This is a genomic window from Enterococcus sp. 2STP, assembly GCF_032465635.1.
GTDB lineage: Bacteria > Bacillota > Bacilli > Lactobacillales > Enterococcaceae > Enterococcus_B > Enterococcus_B lactis.
Window position 1 is genome coordinate 111,688 of record NZ_JAWDJH010000015.1, and the last position, 18,041, is coordinate 129,728.

Here is an 18,041-nt window from a genome sequence, read left to right on the forward strand (position 1 = left end):
CCCCAACTGCATACTTGATTTATTTCATTAGATTTTCTGCTTGTGCAAGTACTTTTTCTCCATTCATCATGCCATAGTCTTGCATATTGATGACATCTAACGGAATACCTTTAGGCGCAAGTTTTTGTTCGAATTGAGCTTTCATGAAACGTACTTGAGGACCTAATAATAAAACATCGACATTCTTAGTTTCTAAATTATTATCTGCATCTGAGGCAGAAACAGCAAAAATATCGGCTTCCATTCCTTTTTCTTCTGCTGCTTTTTGCATTTTTGTGACCAATAAACTCGTACTCATCCCTGCTGAACAAACTAACATAATTGTTTTTTTTGCCATTTTTAACACTCCTTTTATTTTTTTTACACTTTTATATAATGCAAGAAGCATGCCAAGAAAAAAAGAGCTAAAATAGCGTTTTCATGCTTTTTAGCTCTTTTATATAGTGCGCACACTGATATCCAGTGTGTAAACAGTATGATTAGTGTGTTTATTTTTTTATTTTGTTTTCAAGAAACATTTGTGTAAGAAACGCGATGTCATCTTCTGAAATTTTTACCTGATATTTTCGTTCTAGTGCCATCAAGTTTGCTCGAACGATATCCATTTCCAAGCGATAAATTTTTGAGAAAATAGATAGTTTCTCAAATTGCCGATGTGTTTCTTTTTTGATCAAACCGTCTAGCATGAAGGCTAAATGGATGACGATTCCAGTATCTACTCCTGGTTCTACGATAATCGACAAATCTGTCTGGATCTGCTGAACTGTTTTTTGCAATGAGCGGATCAATTCATCAATAGAAAAGACATCACTTAATGATCCTGAAAGTGAATCAACAATTTTAGCTGTTGGAACCTCATCATCAGCTATACGCTTTAAAACATTCAATTTTTCATCATCAAAAACGTCATAGGCAGAAAAAAATGGGATATTTTGATAATCAACGTCAACCGTTCCTGCAATTGCTTTGATCTCGTATTCTTCCAATAAGGCATCGATGTGTTTTTTGAATGATTCGCGTTCTAAAAACTGCATCTGGATCAGTTCTACTTTGTTTTGATTAATCACCGGCATAATCCGTTGATACAATTTGGCAGCTACTCCCTCACCAGTAAAACATGTCACGATGACGGCTTTTTTACGCTGTAAAGTTTCAGATTTTTCCGCTTTGAACTGATCACGTACGATTGATTCAAAGGAGAGCTGAATATTTTGATAGATGTCTTCTAAGCTTCTTCCAACACTTGCCATCCGTATCGCTTCTATCACAATCATTGTACTTGTCATTGTGATAGCTTTCGTCCGAATGCCAGTCTCTTCATAAATCAAATCACTGAAGGTGTTTAATGATCCCATATCTGTTAACAAAAGCAAGCCATTCGTCAAATGCCCCTGATAATTTTTGACATATTGTAGTACCTCTTCATACATTGTTTGAACTTCCATAACCAATGGCATATTAAAAGCTTTCCCTACTTTTGTTCCTAATAGTTCTTGCGCCATCTCCAACATACTTGAAGCGGTCTGTCTGCCGTGCATCAGTACAAGAACATCTACTTTGTTTTCTTTAACGGGCTCACTTTCTCCTAAATTGATAGAAAGAAACATACTGATAAAGCCAATTTCATCAAAAGGAATCTCGACTTGTTCTTCTTCTTCGATGATTGTCGAAAGATCGATTGCTACCTGGAATTCCCTCTTAAAATTTTTTCGTACATTATTCAAATCTGGATGGACAATCATATGTCCTTCTCTCACACGATCCAATGTACTTTGCAAATGCAAAGCAAAAGCAAAACGAGCTTTTTCATTATAAATACGGTCTAACCGTTTTTCAGCCACATCATACAATTGATTGGTTAACCGCCAGATTTCATCTGGCAAAAGATCTTTTGGGATTGAACTTTTAGTCAATTCTTTGACATATGTCTGAAAATAAGCATCCACATCTTTTGAAATGAGCGTCTCCAAATCGATGTTCTCCACACCGGTTTCAGAAAGAGAAGTAACTTTTTCCTCAATATCGTTGTAGACTTGCATGTTTCTTTCTGGATCTTGTGACCAGACGACATCAGCAAACCCTGGTTCAAATGTCAAATACTGGCTCTTACTGTCCATGAATCGGTCGAGGCGTTCTGGTATTTCCTTGATTTTCAGTAGTCCTTTTTGTACTTGAAGGGAAAGTTCTTCTTTTCGAATGATTAGCTTTTTCTCATGATGCGTTCGGTAATGTAAAAAAGATTTTGCACAGACTAATTTCAGGTCTCGTTTCACTTGACCGATATTCCCTTCCGCATCATAAAGCATAAAGGCAAGAATCGCTTCTTTTTCGATATCGATACGTTGATTCAAACGGTTCGCTTCTTGTTTGATAAAAAGAGAGATGATCTCATAACGCTCATCCAATGAACGCGAAGCAAGGTTTGGCAAGGTGATAGCCATAGGGATCCGTCGGTTGAAGGTAGTCAAGAAGCTTTCTGAAGATTCAGTTGTTGCCCCAATGATCTGAACTGATGCTTCATGTACTTGTGCACTTTCTCCAAGTGGACGATAGATACCTTTATCGATGAAAGTAAACAGCATTTCCTGCCCTTCCGGCGGTAAACGGTGGATCTCATCTAAAAACAATATACCGCCGTCTGCTTTGGCGATTAAACCAGGACTATCTTGCGCTGCTCCTGTGTAAGCCCCTTTTTTGATCCCAAAGATGTGTCCAAAGAGCAGTTGGGGATTTTGAGCATAATCCGCACAATTGAAAGAAACAAATGGCGCATCGGCTGAAAGCATTTCAGATTCGATTGCAAAATGATACATACATTCTGCAAACATCGACTTCCCTGTACCAGTTTCTCCAAAAATAATGGTATGCAGCCCCCGCGGCGGATAAAGAATCGCTGCTTTTGCCTGCTGTATGCTGACTTTTAAAGAATCATTTTCTCCAACGAGCGTTTCAAAAGTCACTTGTGTAGAAGAGTCGACATGTACTTCATCAGATTTTGATTTTTCCGTTGGCAAGGAGTAAACGACTGGTCGGCCAGCGGTTTTTACAATATGATGAGCCTTATACAGTTCGCTTAAATATCGGCTTGCATTGCTTCGATCAATATTTAAACGCTCAGCTACATCACTTGCTGTCAATCCTTGTTGGTTTTCTGTCAATAGATGCAAGATCTCTTCTTGACGTTCTTTCACATAATCCCTCCTCTGGCAACCAATTTTGTTCCCGTTTTCATAATCATAGCATAAAAAGGCGCTTATTTGCGCCTTGCTCCTTTATTTCTCTCTTTTTTTGATTTATTTTTAACTTTTTTTCTTAGTTTGTTTTTGTTATGCTCTGGATTTTGTTCTTTCCCAGGAAAAGATTTCTTATACTTGTTATTCGCTGCGGTAGCTACATCTTCTTTGATTGGTTGATCCGTTTGTAACTTTCCTCCGTGCAGAAAAATCTCTTCAAGTGTTATGTTTGTCGGACGTAAAAGTCGTTTCAAATCTCTTAAATTGTTATCTTGTACGAGTGTGATCACTGTTCCTTCATTGCCCATTCGTCCAGTTCTTCCAGAACGATGCAAGTAAGCTTCTTCACTTAACGGCACTTCTGCATTCACGACATAAGGAAGTCCTGTAATATCTAAACCTCTAGCCGCCACATCTGTGGTCAAAAGTGCGCTGATCTTTTTCTTTTTGAATTGTTCCAGCGCCGCTTTTCGGAGCAGCTTGTTTTGATCAGAGGCCAGGCTTCCTACAGGTACCCCTCTATACAGCAATTTTTCTTCCATCACACCTAATTCAGTCAGTTGATTAAAGAAAATCAGACCTTGAAAATCTTCTATGTGAGTGAGACGTCTTAGATATTCATCTTTCTTTCGTATTGGCACTCGTAAAAAGTAATGTCTCAAGCCTTTTCGAGAATCATCTTCTGCTGTCACGTCGATCGTCTCAAACGTTTTCCCAGTGATTTTTTCAATGCTTTCAAGGGAACGATCTGCTGTTGCTGAAAAAAAGGCTAGCTGATATTCTGTCGGAGCTTGATGAAGAATCTGATCAATGATTTGGCTGTTCCCCGCATCAAATAGCTGGTCTGCTTCATCAAATACCATTGTTTTCACTTGATGTGCTTTTATTTTTTTAGCTTTCATCAATTCCAATATTCTTCCTGGTGTACCAATCAAGATTTCTGGTTTTTTCTTCAAACCTTCAATTTGTCGTTTAACGTTTGCTCCGCCCACCAAAGATTGGACTTTCAATTCTTTGTCTTTTCCCCATTCACGTGCAACATCTGCTACTTGAATAGCTAGTTCTTGAGAAGATGCAAAGATAACCAACGCACTTGCTTCACCTGGTTCTACGTTTAGTAGTAACGGCCAAAGATAAGCCAGTGTTTTACCTGAACCTGTTGGAGAGATGGCTACTATGCTTTGTTTATTGCTTAATGGCTGAAAAACTGCCTGTTGAATAAGAGAAGGTGTAATAAATCCTTTATTCTCATAATTTTTCTGCCAATTTTCGGGAAATACTTGTACAAATTCGTTCATTAAAAATCTTCCTCATTATCTGCATCGAATTTGATGCCACCATTTTTTCTTAAATCATAAATCACTTGGTTCACATTTCTAGCTAGCTCGATCCACTCTTCATACAATAATCCCCAAGCTGGATCTTTCGGATGAGTCATGACATTGGCAAAATCCTCTGCTTCATCTGCCATTGGATTTTCTGCAGCTGTTACTGCTAAGTCAATGATTTCTTCGTGTACCCGATCATGAAACTCTGCTTGTTCGATTGCATTGACGCCATTCATCACTAGCGTTCCTGAGTCAAAATAGATCTCTGATGGCAGATAAGAATCACCGATTTTACCTGGTTGGATCGATACATCGAAAGTATCATAACGCAAGATTCCCCATCCAAGACCATCCACACCAGTAGAAATCTTTCTTGGGAAATAATGGACTTCTTTTGGCATTCCAAACCAAGCGACAGTTGCATACACAAGGTAAACACCTAAATCCATCAATGCACCACCTGAGAAATGAGTCGAGAAGATATTTGGTTCTTCTCCATCTAATACTTGGTCATAACGCGAAGAATATTTCATATAGCTGAAATTTGCACCGATTATCTCGTCTTTTAATGGTAAGTAATCGGCAATCTTTTTAAAACCTGATTCATGGATATTTCTTGCTGCTTCAAAAAAATACACATTGTGTTCATTTGCCAAATGGATGATTTCATCCATTTCTTTTGGCGTCGAAAAAGCTGGCTTTTCCACTATTACATTTTTACCTGCCAAAATTGCTTGCTTAGTCTGACTAAAATGAAGACTATTTGGAGAAGCTATATAAACAGTGTCCATATGAGCAATATTGAAAAAAGTCTTCAAATCTGTTGCAAATTCGATATCCCCTTCATAATGAGAACCAAATTCCTGTGCTTTTTCCAAATGTCTAGAATATACCGCTGTCAATTCATATTTTTTTGTGCTCAAAGCTGCTTGGACAAATTGATGAGTGATCCAATTTGTTCCAATAATACCTAAGTTGATCATTTTTTTACCTTCTTTCTATTGTATAGGATCTTCAAACGGGATAGCTACATCAAATGGGATAGCCTGCTTGACAGTTACCTCATCTGCCGTTACTTGACAATTATAGGCGAGGATTTGCACTCCACTTTGCTGCGCATGTCGAACCATATCAGCTAGTGCTGGTTGCATTTCTTCATGGATCGTTGCGAAATGAAGATGTTCGAATTGAGCAATAAACAAGACATAAGCGGCATAACCATCTTGTGCGGCATACGCTAATTTTCCAACATGTTTCAATCCTCTGAGTGTAGGCGCATCAGGAAAAGCACCAATTGCTTTATTTTCAAGCGTCATACCTTTGACTTCAACAAATGCTTTTTGTCCGGCCGCCGTCTCCAAATAAATATCAAATTTGGAGTGAAGATAAGTTACTTCCCGCTTGCATGCTGTAAATGGACCAGTTAATCCTGGTAAAAGGATCGTGCCGTCTAAAATACCGTCAGTTGCCAACTGATTAGGCAATTGACTATCGATATTGAACCAATCACCCTTCTTTTTTACAGCAATCAGATCATAGTCGGTTTTCCTTTTAGGTCCAGGAGCAAATACAATAGCCACTTCAGCGCCCGGTATCAGGACCTCTTTTCCTCTGCCTGTATTTTTGACATGCGCGATAATCATTTCTCCGTCTTTTTTCATGCAATGTGCAATAAACCGATTCGGGCGGTCAATAAAAAAAGCTGTTTCAACTTGCTGATACTTCAAATTATGTCACCTGTCTTCCTACTATGTATCCTATCATAATTTGTGGAAAAACAGTAAAAAAACCAGTCGAAAGTCTTAGAGAAATTTTAGTTTTTATTCGGTACAATGAAATGAAGAAGGAAGAATGTTTCTATACGATGATTTTCTCATAAAGGAGTGATTTGGTGATAAAAAAAATGATCTATTTTCTTGGTTCACTCGTTGCCGTTCTCTCAAGTTGGATTTACTTGAAAAAGAAAAAACAAGCGGAAAAATCTGAAAGACTCTCGAGGTATCAAGGTACATGGTTCTTCAGTGATAGCCAGCAAAAACAACAATTACAGATTACATCTGATTACACGTTTTTGATCAACGGTCAGTCACTTGGCACATCTGTAGTAGAAATAGATGAACAGCGTTTAGTCGTACGTGATCAATACGGTTTTTATCTTGTCTTTTCTTATCCCGAACAAACTCTTTATGATGAATCTGCAGATGTCTCGTATAAGTTGACATCTGAAAAATAGACACCTCCCAATATATATCTATAAACGAAAGTATGAGTCTTCTTTCTCGTCTTTCGTTTTTTGTTGTAAAAACGTCCAAAAATCCTTTGTTTTTTATTTAGAAAAATAGTCAATTAACGTTTTTTTTGTTACACTTACTAATGATGGTTTTTACCATGAAAGGATGATCGAATATGACACCAAATCGAGAAGATTATTTGAAAATCATTTTAGAACTAGGCGGAGATACAACGAAAGTCAACAATAAACAAATCGTATCTAGCCTGGATGTCTCGGCTGCGTCTGTCAGTGAAATGATTTCTAAACTTGTGAAAGAAGAGCTTGTAGAACATTCCCCTTATCAAGGTGTACAATTGACTGCAAGCGGACTGCAAAAAGCTAGCAGTTTGATTCGCAAACATCGTTTATGGGAAGTTTTTTTAGTTGAACATTTAGACTATAGCTGGAATGAAGTCCACGATGATGCTGAAGTATTGGAACATGTGACTTCGGAACATCTTGCAGATCATTTAGAAAACTATTTGAATCATCCTGAACATTGTCCTCATGGAGGATCGATTCCTAAAAAAGAGGAAGTCGTCCATGAAGAACGCCGGCAAACACTAGAATCTTATCCTGTCGGTACAAAAGTGCGTATCGCACGAGTGCTTGATGAAAAAGAATTGTTGGATTACTTAGTCACAATTGACCTGAATATCAACGAAGAGTATGAGATCGTTGATATCGCAGCTTATGAAGGACCAATCACTATCCAAAATGATAGAAAGAAAATACCCGTCAGCTTCAAGGCGGCCAGCACGATTTTTGTCGATAAAATATAAAGGAGTGTATCTACATGTCTAATGAAAAAAATGTATTGTTTACGATATTCGGCGGCACAGGTGACCTAGCCCAACGTAAATTGTACCCGTCTTTGTTCCGCCTTTACAGAAAAGGAAATTTAGGCGAGCATTTTGCCGTGATCGGGACCGCTCGCCGTCCTTGGAGCGATGAACACTACCGTGAAGTTGTCAAAGAAACGATCCGTGCATTGAATCCTTCTGATGAAGAAGCAACTACTTTTGCTAGTCATTTTTACTACCAATCCCATGATGTAAATGATTCAACACATTATCAAACATTAAAAGAATTGTCTGACCGATTAGATGGACACTATCAGTTAAACGGCAATCGCGTCTATTATTTGGCCATGGCACCTCAATTTTTCGGAACGATCGTTTCTCATTTAAAATCACAAAACATTATGACAAAAAATGGCTTCAATCGTTTGATTATAGAAAAACCGTTTGGATCGGATTACCAATCTGCTTTCGAATTGAATCAGCAAATCAGAGAAGTATTCCCTGAACAAGATATTTTCAGGATCGATCATTATTTAGGGAAAGAAATGATCCAAAACATCTCAGCTATCCGTTTTGCCAATAATATTTTTGAGGCTCAATGGAATAATCGTTACATCGATAATATCCAAATCACTTTTGGTGAAAACCTTGGTGTAGAAGATCGCGGGGGCTACTACGATCATAGTGGCGCACTGAAAGACATGGTGCAAAATCATATTTTGCAAGTTGTAGCATTACTTGCAATGGAACCACCAGTAGCATTTTCCGAAAAAGAAATCCGTACAGAAAAGATCAAAGCATTGAAAGCAATCCGCATCTACAACGAAGAAGAAGTGTTAGAAAACTTCGTTCGTGGACAATATGCTCAAGGTGAATTAGATGGCGTACAATTCAAAGGTTATCGAGAAGAAGACAAAGTGGATGCTCAATCAGAGACCGAAACCTTCGTCGCAGGAAAATTCACTATCGACAACTTCCGTTGGTCTGGTGTTCCCTTCTATGTGCGTACAGGCAAACGTTTGACTGAAAAAGGTACTCGGATCAATATCGTGTTCAAACAGGTTCCTGTTAATGTATTCAAAACATCTGTCGATGAACCATGTGACGATACGACACTCCCACCGAATGTTCTAACGATCTATATCCAGCCAACTGAAGGATTTTCTTTATCCCTGAATGGAAAAGAAGTAGGTCAAGGGTTTGAAACGGAACCAATCAAATTAGAATTTCGAAATAGTGCAGAAATGGTTGAAAATAGCCCAGAAGCTTACGAAAAATTACTGCTAGATGCGTTGAATGGTGATGGAACGAATTTCTCTCATTGGGAAGAAGTCGCTCAATCTTGGCATATCGTGGATGTCATTCGCAAAGCTTGGGACCAAACACAACCGGACTTTCCAAACTACAAGGCCGGATCAATGGGGCCTAAAGCAGCTTTCGAATTACTTGAAAAAGACGGATTCGAATGGATCTGGCAACCAGATAACTGGTATCGCGAACGTGGAAAATTAATCGATTGATAACAAAAGGGGTTGTGACAAAAAACATGTCACAACCCCTTTTCCATTTTACTTTTCTTCGAATCCTTCAGCTACAGCTTCAGGATAGAATGCTTCAACGATTTTTGCACAACGACCGCATAGATGAGGAAGTTTTTCATCTACTCCTACATCTTTACGAACTTGACGACAGCGATCGCACGTTTCTCCGTCTGCTTTTTCCACTGTAATAGCAACATCATCAAATACCACAGCATTATCTGGCACTTGTACATCTGCTTCCATTACTTCAAAGTAGTCTGGGGAAACGATCAGCAATTGTGCAATATCTGCATCCAAAGCTTTTAACATTTCACGAACTTGTTGTTTTGGATAAACAGTTAGTTTTGCTTCCAATGATTTACCAATCAATTTGCTATTTCTTGCTTCTTCCAATGATTTTAAGACCTTGTCACGGAAATCCATGAAAGCAGCCCAAGTGTCCATCAATTCCTCTTGGTTCGCAAACTCTTCATAGCCAGGAAACTCGCTTAACTGAACGTATGCTTCTTCTTCTTTCAGGAATGACCAGATTTCTTCCGCCGTATGTGGAATGATAGGCGTCAATAGTTTCGTCAAAGCTACAGCTGTTTGATAGAAAACAGTTTGCATACAACGACGTTGATAATCATCTTCTGCTTCGATATAAACCACATCTTTAGCAAAATCCAGGTAGAAGGACGATAGATCAACAGTCAAGAAGTTCATAACTGTACGGTAAATATGCATGAAATTATATTTGTCATATCCTTCTTCTCTGATTTCTTTGATTACTTGGTTCAATCGTACGGTCATGTATTTGTCTACAGAGCGTAAATCATTGTACGAAACAGTATCTTTTTTAGGATCGAAATCTTCTGTATTCGCTAATAAGAAACGCATCGTATTTCTGATCTTACGATATACCTCTGCCACTTGACTTAAGATATCCATCGATACACGAACATCTGCTTCATAATCGACACTAGATACCCACAAGCGAAGGATATCTGCACCAAATTGTTTGATCACTTTTTCTGGTGCAATGATATTTCCTAAAGATTTACTCATCTTACGGCCTTCGCCATCTAAAGCAAATCCTTGAGAAATAACTGATTTATATGGTGCTACGCCATTGATAGCCACACTTGTCGTGATACTTGAGTTGAACCAGCCACGATATTGGTCTGATCCTTCTAAGTACATATCTGCTGGGAATGATAATTCTGGTCGTTGACGTAAAACAGCTTCATGAGAAGAACCAGAATCAAACCAGACATCCATGATATCTTTTTCTTTTGTAAATTCGCCATTAGGAGAACCTGGGTGAGTAAATCCTTCAGGAAGAAGTTCTTTTGCTTCTTTTTCAAACCAGATGATTGATCCATGTTCAGCGAATAATTTTGCTACATGTTCGATTGTTTCTGGCGTGATGATTGCTTCACCATTTTCAGCATAGAAAATCGGAAGCGGCACTCCCCATGCACGTTGACGAGAAATGACCCAGTCGCCGCGATCACGGATCATATTATATAAACGTGTTTTTCCCCATGGGATAACCCAATCTACTTTTTCTACTTCATCCAAAATATTCTGACGGAATTTATCGATAGATGCAAACCATTGTGGAGTTGCACGATAAATCACAGGTTTTTTCGTCCGCCAATCGTGAGGATAACTATGGGTAAAGAAATCTAGTTTCAGCAAAGCTCCTTTTTCCTTTAATAAATCAGTAATCATAGGATTTGCTTTATCATAAAAGATTCCTTCAAATCCAGGAGCTTCTTCTGTAAACAACCCTTTTGAGTCTACAGGTGACACTACAGATAGTTTATATTTGCTACCGGCGATATAGTCATCTTCCCCGTGTCCTGGAGCAGTATGGACTAATCCAGTACCAGCGTCTAAAGTAACATGGTCACCTAAAATTACAAGCGATTCACGGTCATAGAATGGATGACTTGCAGTCATATATTCCATTTCTTGGCCAGCAAATTCTTTTAGAACCGTTACATTTTCCCAACCGATTTCTGTTTGAACTGTTTCTAGCAAATCTTTTGCTACAACAAACTTACGGCCATCAGCTTCGACCAGTACATACGTAAATTTGGGATTTACAGCAATACCTTGGTTTGCTGGCAATGTCCATGGTGTTGTCGTCCAAATGACGAAAGCTGTATCTTCATCAAGGATGCCTTTGCCGTCTTTGACATTGAAAGCTACAAAAATAGATGGAGATTTTACATCTTTATATTCAATTTCAGCTTCCGCTAAAGAAGACTCACTTGACGGAGACCAGTAAATGGGTTTCAACCCTTTGTAAATATAACCTTTTTCAGCCATTTTACCAAATACGCGTACTTGTGCAGCTTCATACGAAGGGTCTAATGTGACATAGGGATGTTCCCAATCTCCTGCAACCCCTAGGCGTTTGAAATCTTCTCGTTGCTTATCTACTTGGGAAAGTGCATATTCACGACATTTTTCTAAATATTCTGCCATGGACATTTCTTTACGTTTCACGCCTTTATTAGCCAACACTTGTTCGATTGGCAATCCGTGTGTATCCCAGCCTGGAACATATGGTGCGCGATAGCCAGACATTGATTTTGAACGAATGATAATGTCTTTACTGATTTTATTCAGTGAGTGCCCTAAATGGATATTACCATTGGCATAAGGAGGTCCATCATGAAGAACAAAGCTAGGTTTTCCTTCGTTCAATTCTTGTCTTTTTTGGTAGATTTGATTTTCTTCCCATTCTTTTTGCCATTCGCCTTCTCGGTTTGGCAAATTACCACGCATAGGGAATTTTGTTTTTCCTAATTGCAAGGTTTCTTTCATTTTCATTCAACCATTCACTCCTTCGTTTATTTTTCGGACACAAAAAGGCATGTTCAGCCGCAAGGGACGAACATGCCGTGGTACCACCCAAATTTAGTTGCATCTATCTAATGCAAACTCTCTGTGACCAATAACGAGGTCAGCCGCTGCTTCTTACTCTAGTTTCAGAAAAGCAGTCTCAAGTAGAGGATCTTTCACGATGCAGTGTCTTACCGATCTTCCACTCTCATCGGCTCGCTTTAAGAATAACAAAGTGCTTTTCTGTTCTACTCGTTTTCATGTTCACCAGGTACGATTGAGATATCGATAGCCTGTGTATCAAATGCCGTCATAGGTGCTTCTATGACTCCTCTGTCTGAGTTTACATCAGTATCATTTTCGTTGTCAAGCTGTTTTGCTAAAACTTCTTTGATCACTTCATGGCTGTCAGTCACATAGCTAGAGAATGGTTGTAAAATTTCGTCCCATTCTGGGCTTTTCACTTGTTCCAATTGAGATTCAAGCATCAAGCTGATACGTTGATGGAACACTCGTGTCTTTTTCTTAAGATCTTCTGTTTCTGTCGCAAGCTGTCTTGCTTTTTCTGTTGCATCTGTCAAGATTTTTCTTGCTTTTTCTTCTGCATCAGTTGTTAATTGGTGTGCACGTTTTTCAGCATTCGCAACTAACTCATCTGCTTTGTTTTGTGCAGAAGTAACGATCACTTCAGATTCTTTACTTGCACTTGTTTTTACTTTATCCGCTGTGTCTTGAGCTACGATGATCGATTGGTTCAATGCATCTTTCAATTCATTGAAATACTCAAGTTTTTCTTCTGAATGTTTGACTGCTTTTTCTAATTCACGATTTCTTTGAGTCAATTCTTCGTAGTCACGAACAACTAAATCTAAGAAATCATCTACTTCGTCTTGATTATATCCCCGCATTTTTGTTGGGAATGTCTTATTTTGGATATCTAATGGAGTTAAAGCCATGAGTAAACCACCTTTTTATTTTATTTACGTAATACACCGAACAACACCCTGTACTTTTCTTTTTTCGTCTTCCCCTCAAGTTCTTGGATCTGGACTCTGCCGTAACCCCTGACTGAAATAATATCTAATAGTTCAAGTACAAAATCAGGTCTTGTATTTTCTGTCCAATTCACTTTTACTTTACCAGCTTCGATCAGCTGCTTGGACCGCTGTCTGGAAATATTATAAATCTCAGAGATCACACTGTCCAGTCGCATAGAACTAACAGTCCCTCTTTCTTGTGTCCAGCTGTCTTTCGGCAAAATCATTTCTGTGTATTTGATTGGTTCCAAGCGTACAGCAACTTTTCCAATCTTTGTTACTTGTGCAGCAACAAAATGATCCACCTCATTTGCAATAAATACTTGCCAGCGATCGCCATCTGAGATGATATCGCCAAAGTAAGAGCGTTTGATACCTGTTCCCACTAAAGTCCCAAGGATTTTCCCATGACTTAGACTGGCAAATTTGCTAGGATAATGGATTTCATACAATGCTGTTTCAAAATCTTCCTCTACAGGTTCGTAATAATCGGGGAAAATCAAACATCTTTTTCTTTCTGCCTGTTCATATCCACCATAAAACATGAAACGCAAATCACTGCTTTGCCGAATCAGTGTTTCTAAAATATAGGATTGTCTGGGGTCAAGAAATTCAGTCAGATATGGCGCATATTGTCCTTGAACTTGTTCAATCCAATCACCTACTGAGTCGATAAATGTACGTTCATCTGCCCGAAAGTGCTGGTATACATTTGCATCCAAACTTTTCCCCTCCTATCTATTCTGAGAATAAAGATTTTGTTGCTTGAATCAATAAACTAAATGGATAGTTATCCATATAACGATCTGTGCTAATCCTTGTACGGCTAAGTTCAAGATTAGAATGGCCCCTAAAATCGTGAAATCCAAAGGACCGATCCTTAAAGGCAGACGATCGAATAAACTGATATATGGTTCACAGATCTTAGCTAAAAACCGTCCTAATCCTGATTGATAACCGCCTGGAAACCAAGAGAGCAAAGCATATACCATCAAGATAATGCTATAGAAATAGGTTGCCCGTTGAATTAAATGAAGTAATAGCGCAATAATATAAATCGTAGTTCCTCCTCTTACAGATCAAACAAATTCGCATCTGCAAAAGATTGAGCGGTTGAACTGTCAATCTCCATCCCTGTCGGTGTACAAAGAAAAATCTCATCTCCAACGCGTTTGATATCTCCATCTAATGCATAAACTGTTCCTGTTAGGAAATCAACGATTCTTCTCGCTTGCTTTTCTTCCACTAAATGAAAATTCACTAAGGTTGCTTCACCAGCGATGATTCGTTTAGCAATCGCCATCGCTTCAGAATAAGCTCTTGGTTCCATCACAGTGATTTTTCCCGCAAGATTTGCTTTAGGTTGTGTAGACGTTCTTGAAGCTGTTCTTTCTTTCGCTACAGTTTTTGTAGGTGATTGATGTAGTTCAATTACTTTTTTCTTTTCAGCCGGCTGAATACTTTCATGCGTTACAGGACGTGAAGTCGCCGTTTTTTGTTTCTCATGAGTATTCGCAGCAGATACAGAATGAGTTGGTTGATTCTGTGTTATATTTTTTTTAGTTGGCTGTACAGCCTTTTTTGTTGTTTCAGGATAATCTTGGTATTCGTACTCTTCCTCATCAGCTAATCCGAAAAAATTAGCAATTGCTCCTCTGTTTAAAAGCGGCATTTTTGTTCCTCCTTTATTCGTCTTTGAATAGCGCTGTTCCTACACGGATAAATGTTGCACCTTCTTCAATCGCAATTTGAAAATCCTGACTCATCCCCATGCTTAATTCATTACATGGTGCATGGGCATAACCTTTTGCTTGAACAAGATCACGCAATTCTTTCAGCGTACCAAACACTTTATGGATTTGCTCATCAGAAGCTTCTTTAGGCGCCATAGTCATTAACCCAACAACCTTGATTTTTGTGCAGGCAGCTAAAGATTCCACAAACGGTAAAAGCTCATCTGGTGAAATTCCATGTTTTGATTCCTCACCAGAAACATTTACTTCAATAAAACAGGATAATTCTTTTTCTAACCGCTTCTGGATTTCTTCTGCTAATCTTAAACTGTCCAACGCATGAAAGTAATCAATTTCATTTACAATCAATTTTACCTTTCTGCGCTGTAAATTACCAATTAAATGCCACTTTATTTCGGGAAAATCAAATAAATCTTGTTTCTTTTGTAATAGTTTATCTACTCGGTTTTCTGCACAATTCATAACGCCAGCTCTGACCAATTCTTCAGCTTGAGCTGATTCAACAGATTTTGTTACAGCTACTAATGTAACTTCTTTCGGATCACGATGAACAAGAGCACACGAATCCTGAATTTCTTGCTTGATTTTCTGCAAGTTGTCAGCAATCATGTGCTCTTCCTCTCCTTTATTTTTTACGACGGAAAAACGGTGGCGTATTTAATTCATCATCGCCATGAGATTTTGTTTCTTCGCGGTTGAATGTATCAAATTCTTTTTTTTCGATATTGTCAAAATTGGAATCATCAACTCTAGGACGAACATTTTGTTCACGTCTGATATCCCAATCGCCAAAACTGTTTTCTTCTTCTGCAGAAGTTGGTTTAGCTTGATCCATATCTAATACAGTCTTTTGAGCAGGTGATTGCATTTGTGCTTGTCTAGCTGGACGGCTAGACTTGCGCTCCTTTTTTGATTCATCGATACCTGTTGCGATGACCGTCACGCGGATTTCATCGCCCATTTCTTCATTGATAGATGTACCTAGAATAATATTTACATCGCCAGTTGCTGCATTTGCTACGATATCTGAAGCATCTTGTGCTTCAAACAATGTCATATCCAAACCGCCTGTGATGTTAAGAAGTACTTGTTCCGCTCCATCAATAGATGTTTCAAGCAATGGAGAGGAGATTGCTTTTTTCGTTGCTTCTACTACGCGATCTTCTCCACTAGCTACACCGATTCCCATCAATGCTGTACCTTGGTTTTCCATCACTGTTTTCACGTCAGCAAAGTCAAGGTTAACGTAACCTGGTGCCGTAATCAAGTCAGAGATACCTTGTACACCTTGACGTAAAACGTTATCTGCTTCACGGAAAGCTTCAAGCATTGGTGTCTTTTTATCTACAACTTCTAGTAAACGGTTATTTGAGATAATCAATAATGTATCGACATTTTCTTTCAAACGAGCGATACCTTCTGCAGCAAAACGGCCACGTTTAGGTCCTTCAAAAGTGAACGGACGTGTAACGACACCAACGGTCAATGCGCCCAGTTCTCTAGCGATCCCTGCAACGATTGGCGCAGCACCTGTACCAGTTCCTCCACCCATTCCTGCAGTGATGAAAATCATATCTGCACCGTCTAAAGCTTCTCGTAAGGATTGTTCACTTTCTTCTGCCGCTTTTTGTCCAACTTCTGGTTGAGAACCAGCCCCTAAACCACGAGTATATTTTGGTCCTAATTGGATAACTGTTTCAGCTTTTGAATTTTTTAATGCTTGCACGTCTGTGTTGGCCGTAATGAATTCAACACCTTTGACGTTTTCTTCAATCATTCGGTTCACAGCATTTCCACCGCCACCGCCGACTCCGATGACTTTGATTACTGCGCCGTCATTGATATTATTATCAATTGAGAATTCCATATCTTATTCCTCCCAGGATGAATTAATCAAAAATATTTGTAAAGAAACCCTTGATTTTATTTTTTACATTTTCTCCGGATTCTTTTGGTTCCGGCTCATCGTAGACTGTTTCTTCAGGTGCTTCATAGCTTTCATATGTGTTTGTTGTTTCTTGTTCAACTACCATTTGACGAGCTGCTGAGGTCTCACCTGTAACAGCAATTTTTGCCAATTGATACACTTCGCTCAAGTTTGCTGAATAATCAACGATACTTATTACATTTGTAAATACCGGGTTTCTCAGTCCCATGTGATTTGGAACATACAGTTTCACATTTACGCCGAAGATTTCTTGCGCCAAGTCCACAACACCTGGAAGACTAGCAGCTCCGCCTGTCAATACGACGCCACCTGGCAACTCTAATGCTTCGATTTGGTCCAATGCATCTTTTGCTTTGTTGAAAATCTGTTCCATACGAGCTGAAATAATTTCTGACAAATAGCGTTCATCGACTTTCACTGGTTCTGACTGGCCAATTACATCTACTGGAAACTCTTCATCTGGTGATGTCCGTTCTGGATATGCATCCCCGTAATTTATTTTCAACGCTTCTGCATTGTTAAAAGACGTATTTAATACAATAGAGATATCTTTAGTGACAAATTCGCCACCTTCTTGGTCGAGACTGGTAAACTTCAATTGCTTATCATGCATAACAGCTGTTGTCGTTTGGCCACCACCCATATCAATAACGATCGTACCAAAATCTTTTTCTCCGTCAGAAAGAATTGATTCTGTCAGCGCTAAAGGAGCAATCACCATTTCATTGACGATTAATCCGGCATTTTCCACGCATTTACGTATGTTATGGATGATCGTTTTTGGTCCGGTAAACAACAGACCGTACATTTCTAATCTTACGCCGATCATTCCACGAGGGTCTTTGATCCCCTCGAATCCATCGACAGTAAAATCTTGTGGCAAAATTGACACGATTTGACGTTCAGGAGGTATTGAACGAACAAGGGCAGCAGAAGCCACATTTCTGACATCTTCATCGGTGATTTCCTTTGAATCTCCGTTAACTGCAATCATTCCCTGGCAATTTTCTACTTCAAGCATGTTTGCTGGCAAACCGACACTTACGCCTTTGATCTGGATACCTGCTTTTTCTTCTGCTTGTCGTACTGCTCGTTGTATCGCTTGGACCGTTTTATCGATATCAACGATAATGCCTCGGTTAATCCCTTCTGATTTTGCGTTTCCTACTCCAATAATATTCATTTGGCTGTCGATATATTCAGCCACGACAACTTTAACAGATGTCGTTCCAATATCAAGGCCTACATACATTCCTGTTTTTGCCATGAATGGGATTCCCTCCTACT

The 18,041-nt window shown here is 38.9% G+C and carries 16 protein-coding genes; 3 read left to right on the forward strand and 13 right to left on the reverse strand.

Annotated features, from left to right (window positions below; translation table 11 throughout):
• Nucleotides 1-19: 19 nt before the first annotated feature.
• From RWU19_RS05900 to sfsA, 5 genes are all read right to left on the reverse strand, one after another.
• Entirely contained in the window at nucleotides 20-337 is a 318-nt protein-coding gene (locus RWU19_RS05900; protein ID WP_123838049.1) for a PTS sugar transporter subunit IIB, read from the reverse strand.
• A 151-nt stretch (nucleotides 338-488) separates the two neighbouring features.
• The gene (locus tag RWU19_RS05905; protein WP_010733382.1) at nucleotides 489-3,191 is read right to left on the reverse strand and encodes a sigma 54-interacting transcriptional regulator; all 2,703 of its coding nucleotides are present in this window, start codon (nucleotides 3,189-3,191) and stop codon (nucleotides 489-491) included.
• 62 nt (nucleotides 3,192-3,253) lie between these two features.
• Nucleotides 3,254-4,531, reverse strand: a complete 1,278-nt coding sequence (locus RWU19_RS05910) for a DEAD/DEAH box helicase (protein WP_123838048.1) — start codon at nucleotides 4,529-4,531, stop codon at nucleotides 3,254-3,256.
• Nucleotides 4,531-5,544: a Gfo/Idh/MocA family protein gene (locus tag RWU19_RS05915; RefSeq protein ID WP_002315401.1), complete on the reverse strand. Its 1,014-nt coding sequence runs from the start codon at nucleotides 5,542-5,544 to the stop codon at nucleotides 4,531-4,533. Before RWU19_RS05915 ends, RWU19_RS05910 begins: the two co-directional genes overlap by 1 nt.
• 15 nt (nucleotides 5,545-5,559) lie before the next feature.
• Nucleotides 5,560-6,288, reverse strand: a complete 729-nt coding sequence (sfsA, locus tag RWU19_RS05920; RefSeq protein WP_316002647.1) for a DNA/RNA nuclease SfsA — start codon at nucleotides 6,286-6,288, stop codon at nucleotides 5,560-5,562.
• A gap of 176 nt (nucleotides 6,289-6,464) precedes the next feature.
• Between sfsA and RWU19_RS05925 the strand changes: the two genes are divergently transcribed.
• The 3 genes from RWU19_RS05925 (at nucleotide 6,465) to zwf (ending at nucleotide 9,156) form a co-directional block, all read left to right on the forward strand.
• Nucleotides 6,465-6,794 (forward strand): DUF4828 domain-containing protein, encoded by a 330-nt coding sequence (locus RWU19_RS05925; RefSeq protein WP_002375263.1) that lies wholly within the window; start codon nucleotides 6,465-6,467, stop codon nucleotides 6,792-6,794.
• A 173-nt stretch (nucleotides 6,795-6,967) separates the two neighbouring features.
• Nucleotides 6,968-7,615 carry a metal-dependent transcriptional regulator gene (locus tag RWU19_RS05930; RefSeq protein ID WP_002286616.1) on the forward strand — a complete coding sequence of 216 codons (648 nt, stop codon included), beginning with the start codon at nucleotides 6,968-6,970 and terminating at the stop codon, nucleotides 7,613-7,615.
• A 14-nt stretch (nucleotides 7,616-7,629) separates the two neighbouring features.
• On the forward strand, nucleotides 7,630-9,156 hold the full coding sequence (gene zwf, locus RWU19_RS05935; protein ID WP_002291842.1) for a glucose-6-phosphate dehydrogenase: 1,527 nt from the start codon (nucleotides 7,630-7,632) through the stop codon (nucleotides 9,154-9,156).
• 48 nt (nucleotides 9,157-9,204) lie between these two features.
• Here zwf and ileS read toward each other — a convergent pair whose 3' ends face one another.
• From ileS to ftsA, 8 genes are all read right to left on the reverse strand, one after another.
• Nucleotides 9,205-12,003, reverse strand: a complete 2,799-nt coding sequence (gene ileS / locus RWU19_RS05940; protein ID WP_024634776.1) for an isoleucine--tRNA ligase — start codon at nucleotides 12,001-12,003, stop codon at nucleotides 9,205-9,207.
• A 260-nt stretch (nucleotides 12,004-12,263) separates the two neighbouring features.
• Nucleotides 12,264-12,971 (reverse strand): DivIVA domain-containing protein, encoded by a 708-nt coding sequence (locus tag RWU19_RS05945; protein WP_123838047.1) that lies wholly within the window; start codon nucleotides 12,969-12,971, stop codon nucleotides 12,264-12,266.
• A 20-nt stretch (nucleotides 12,972-12,991) separates the two neighbouring features.
• Nucleotides 12,992-13,774, reverse strand: coding sequence for an RNA-binding protein (locus RWU19_RS05950; protein ID WP_010733377.1), 783 nt, complete (start codon nucleotides 13,772-13,774; stop codon nucleotides 12,992-12,994).
• A gap of 48 nt (nucleotides 13,775-13,822) precedes the next feature.
• On the reverse strand, nucleotides 13,823-14,101 hold the full coding sequence (locus tag RWU19_RS05955; protein ID WP_375730960.1) for a YggT family protein: 279 nt from the start codon (nucleotides 14,099-14,101) through the stop codon (nucleotides 13,823-13,825).
• 23 nt (nucleotides 14,102-14,124) lie between these two features.
• A complete protein-coding gene (locus tag RWU19_RS05960; RefSeq protein WP_002291852.1) occupies nucleotides 14,125-14,724 on the reverse strand; it encodes a cell division protein SepF in 600 nt (199 codons plus the stop codon).
• A 13-nt stretch (nucleotides 14,725-14,737) separates the two neighbouring features.
• Nucleotides 14,738-15,415: a YggS family pyridoxal phosphate-dependent enzyme gene (locus RWU19_RS05965; RefSeq protein ID WP_002310280.1), complete on the reverse strand. Its 678-nt coding sequence runs from the start codon at nucleotides 15,413-15,415 to the stop codon at nucleotides 14,738-14,740.
• Between the two features lie 16 nt (nucleotides 15,416-15,431).
• Nucleotides 15,432-16,673: a cell division protein FtsZ gene (ftsZ, locus tag RWU19_RS05970; RefSeq protein WP_002291854.1), complete on the reverse strand. Its 1,242-nt coding sequence runs from the start codon at nucleotides 16,671-16,673 to the stop codon at nucleotides 15,432-15,434.
• Between the two features lie 22 nt (nucleotides 16,674-16,695).
• Entirely contained in the window at nucleotides 16,696-18,021 is a 1,326-nt protein-coding gene (ftsA, locus tag RWU19_RS05975; RefSeq protein ID WP_123838045.1) for a cell division protein FtsA, read from the reverse strand.
• Between the last annotated feature and the right edge of the window lie 20 nt (nucleotides 18,022-18,041).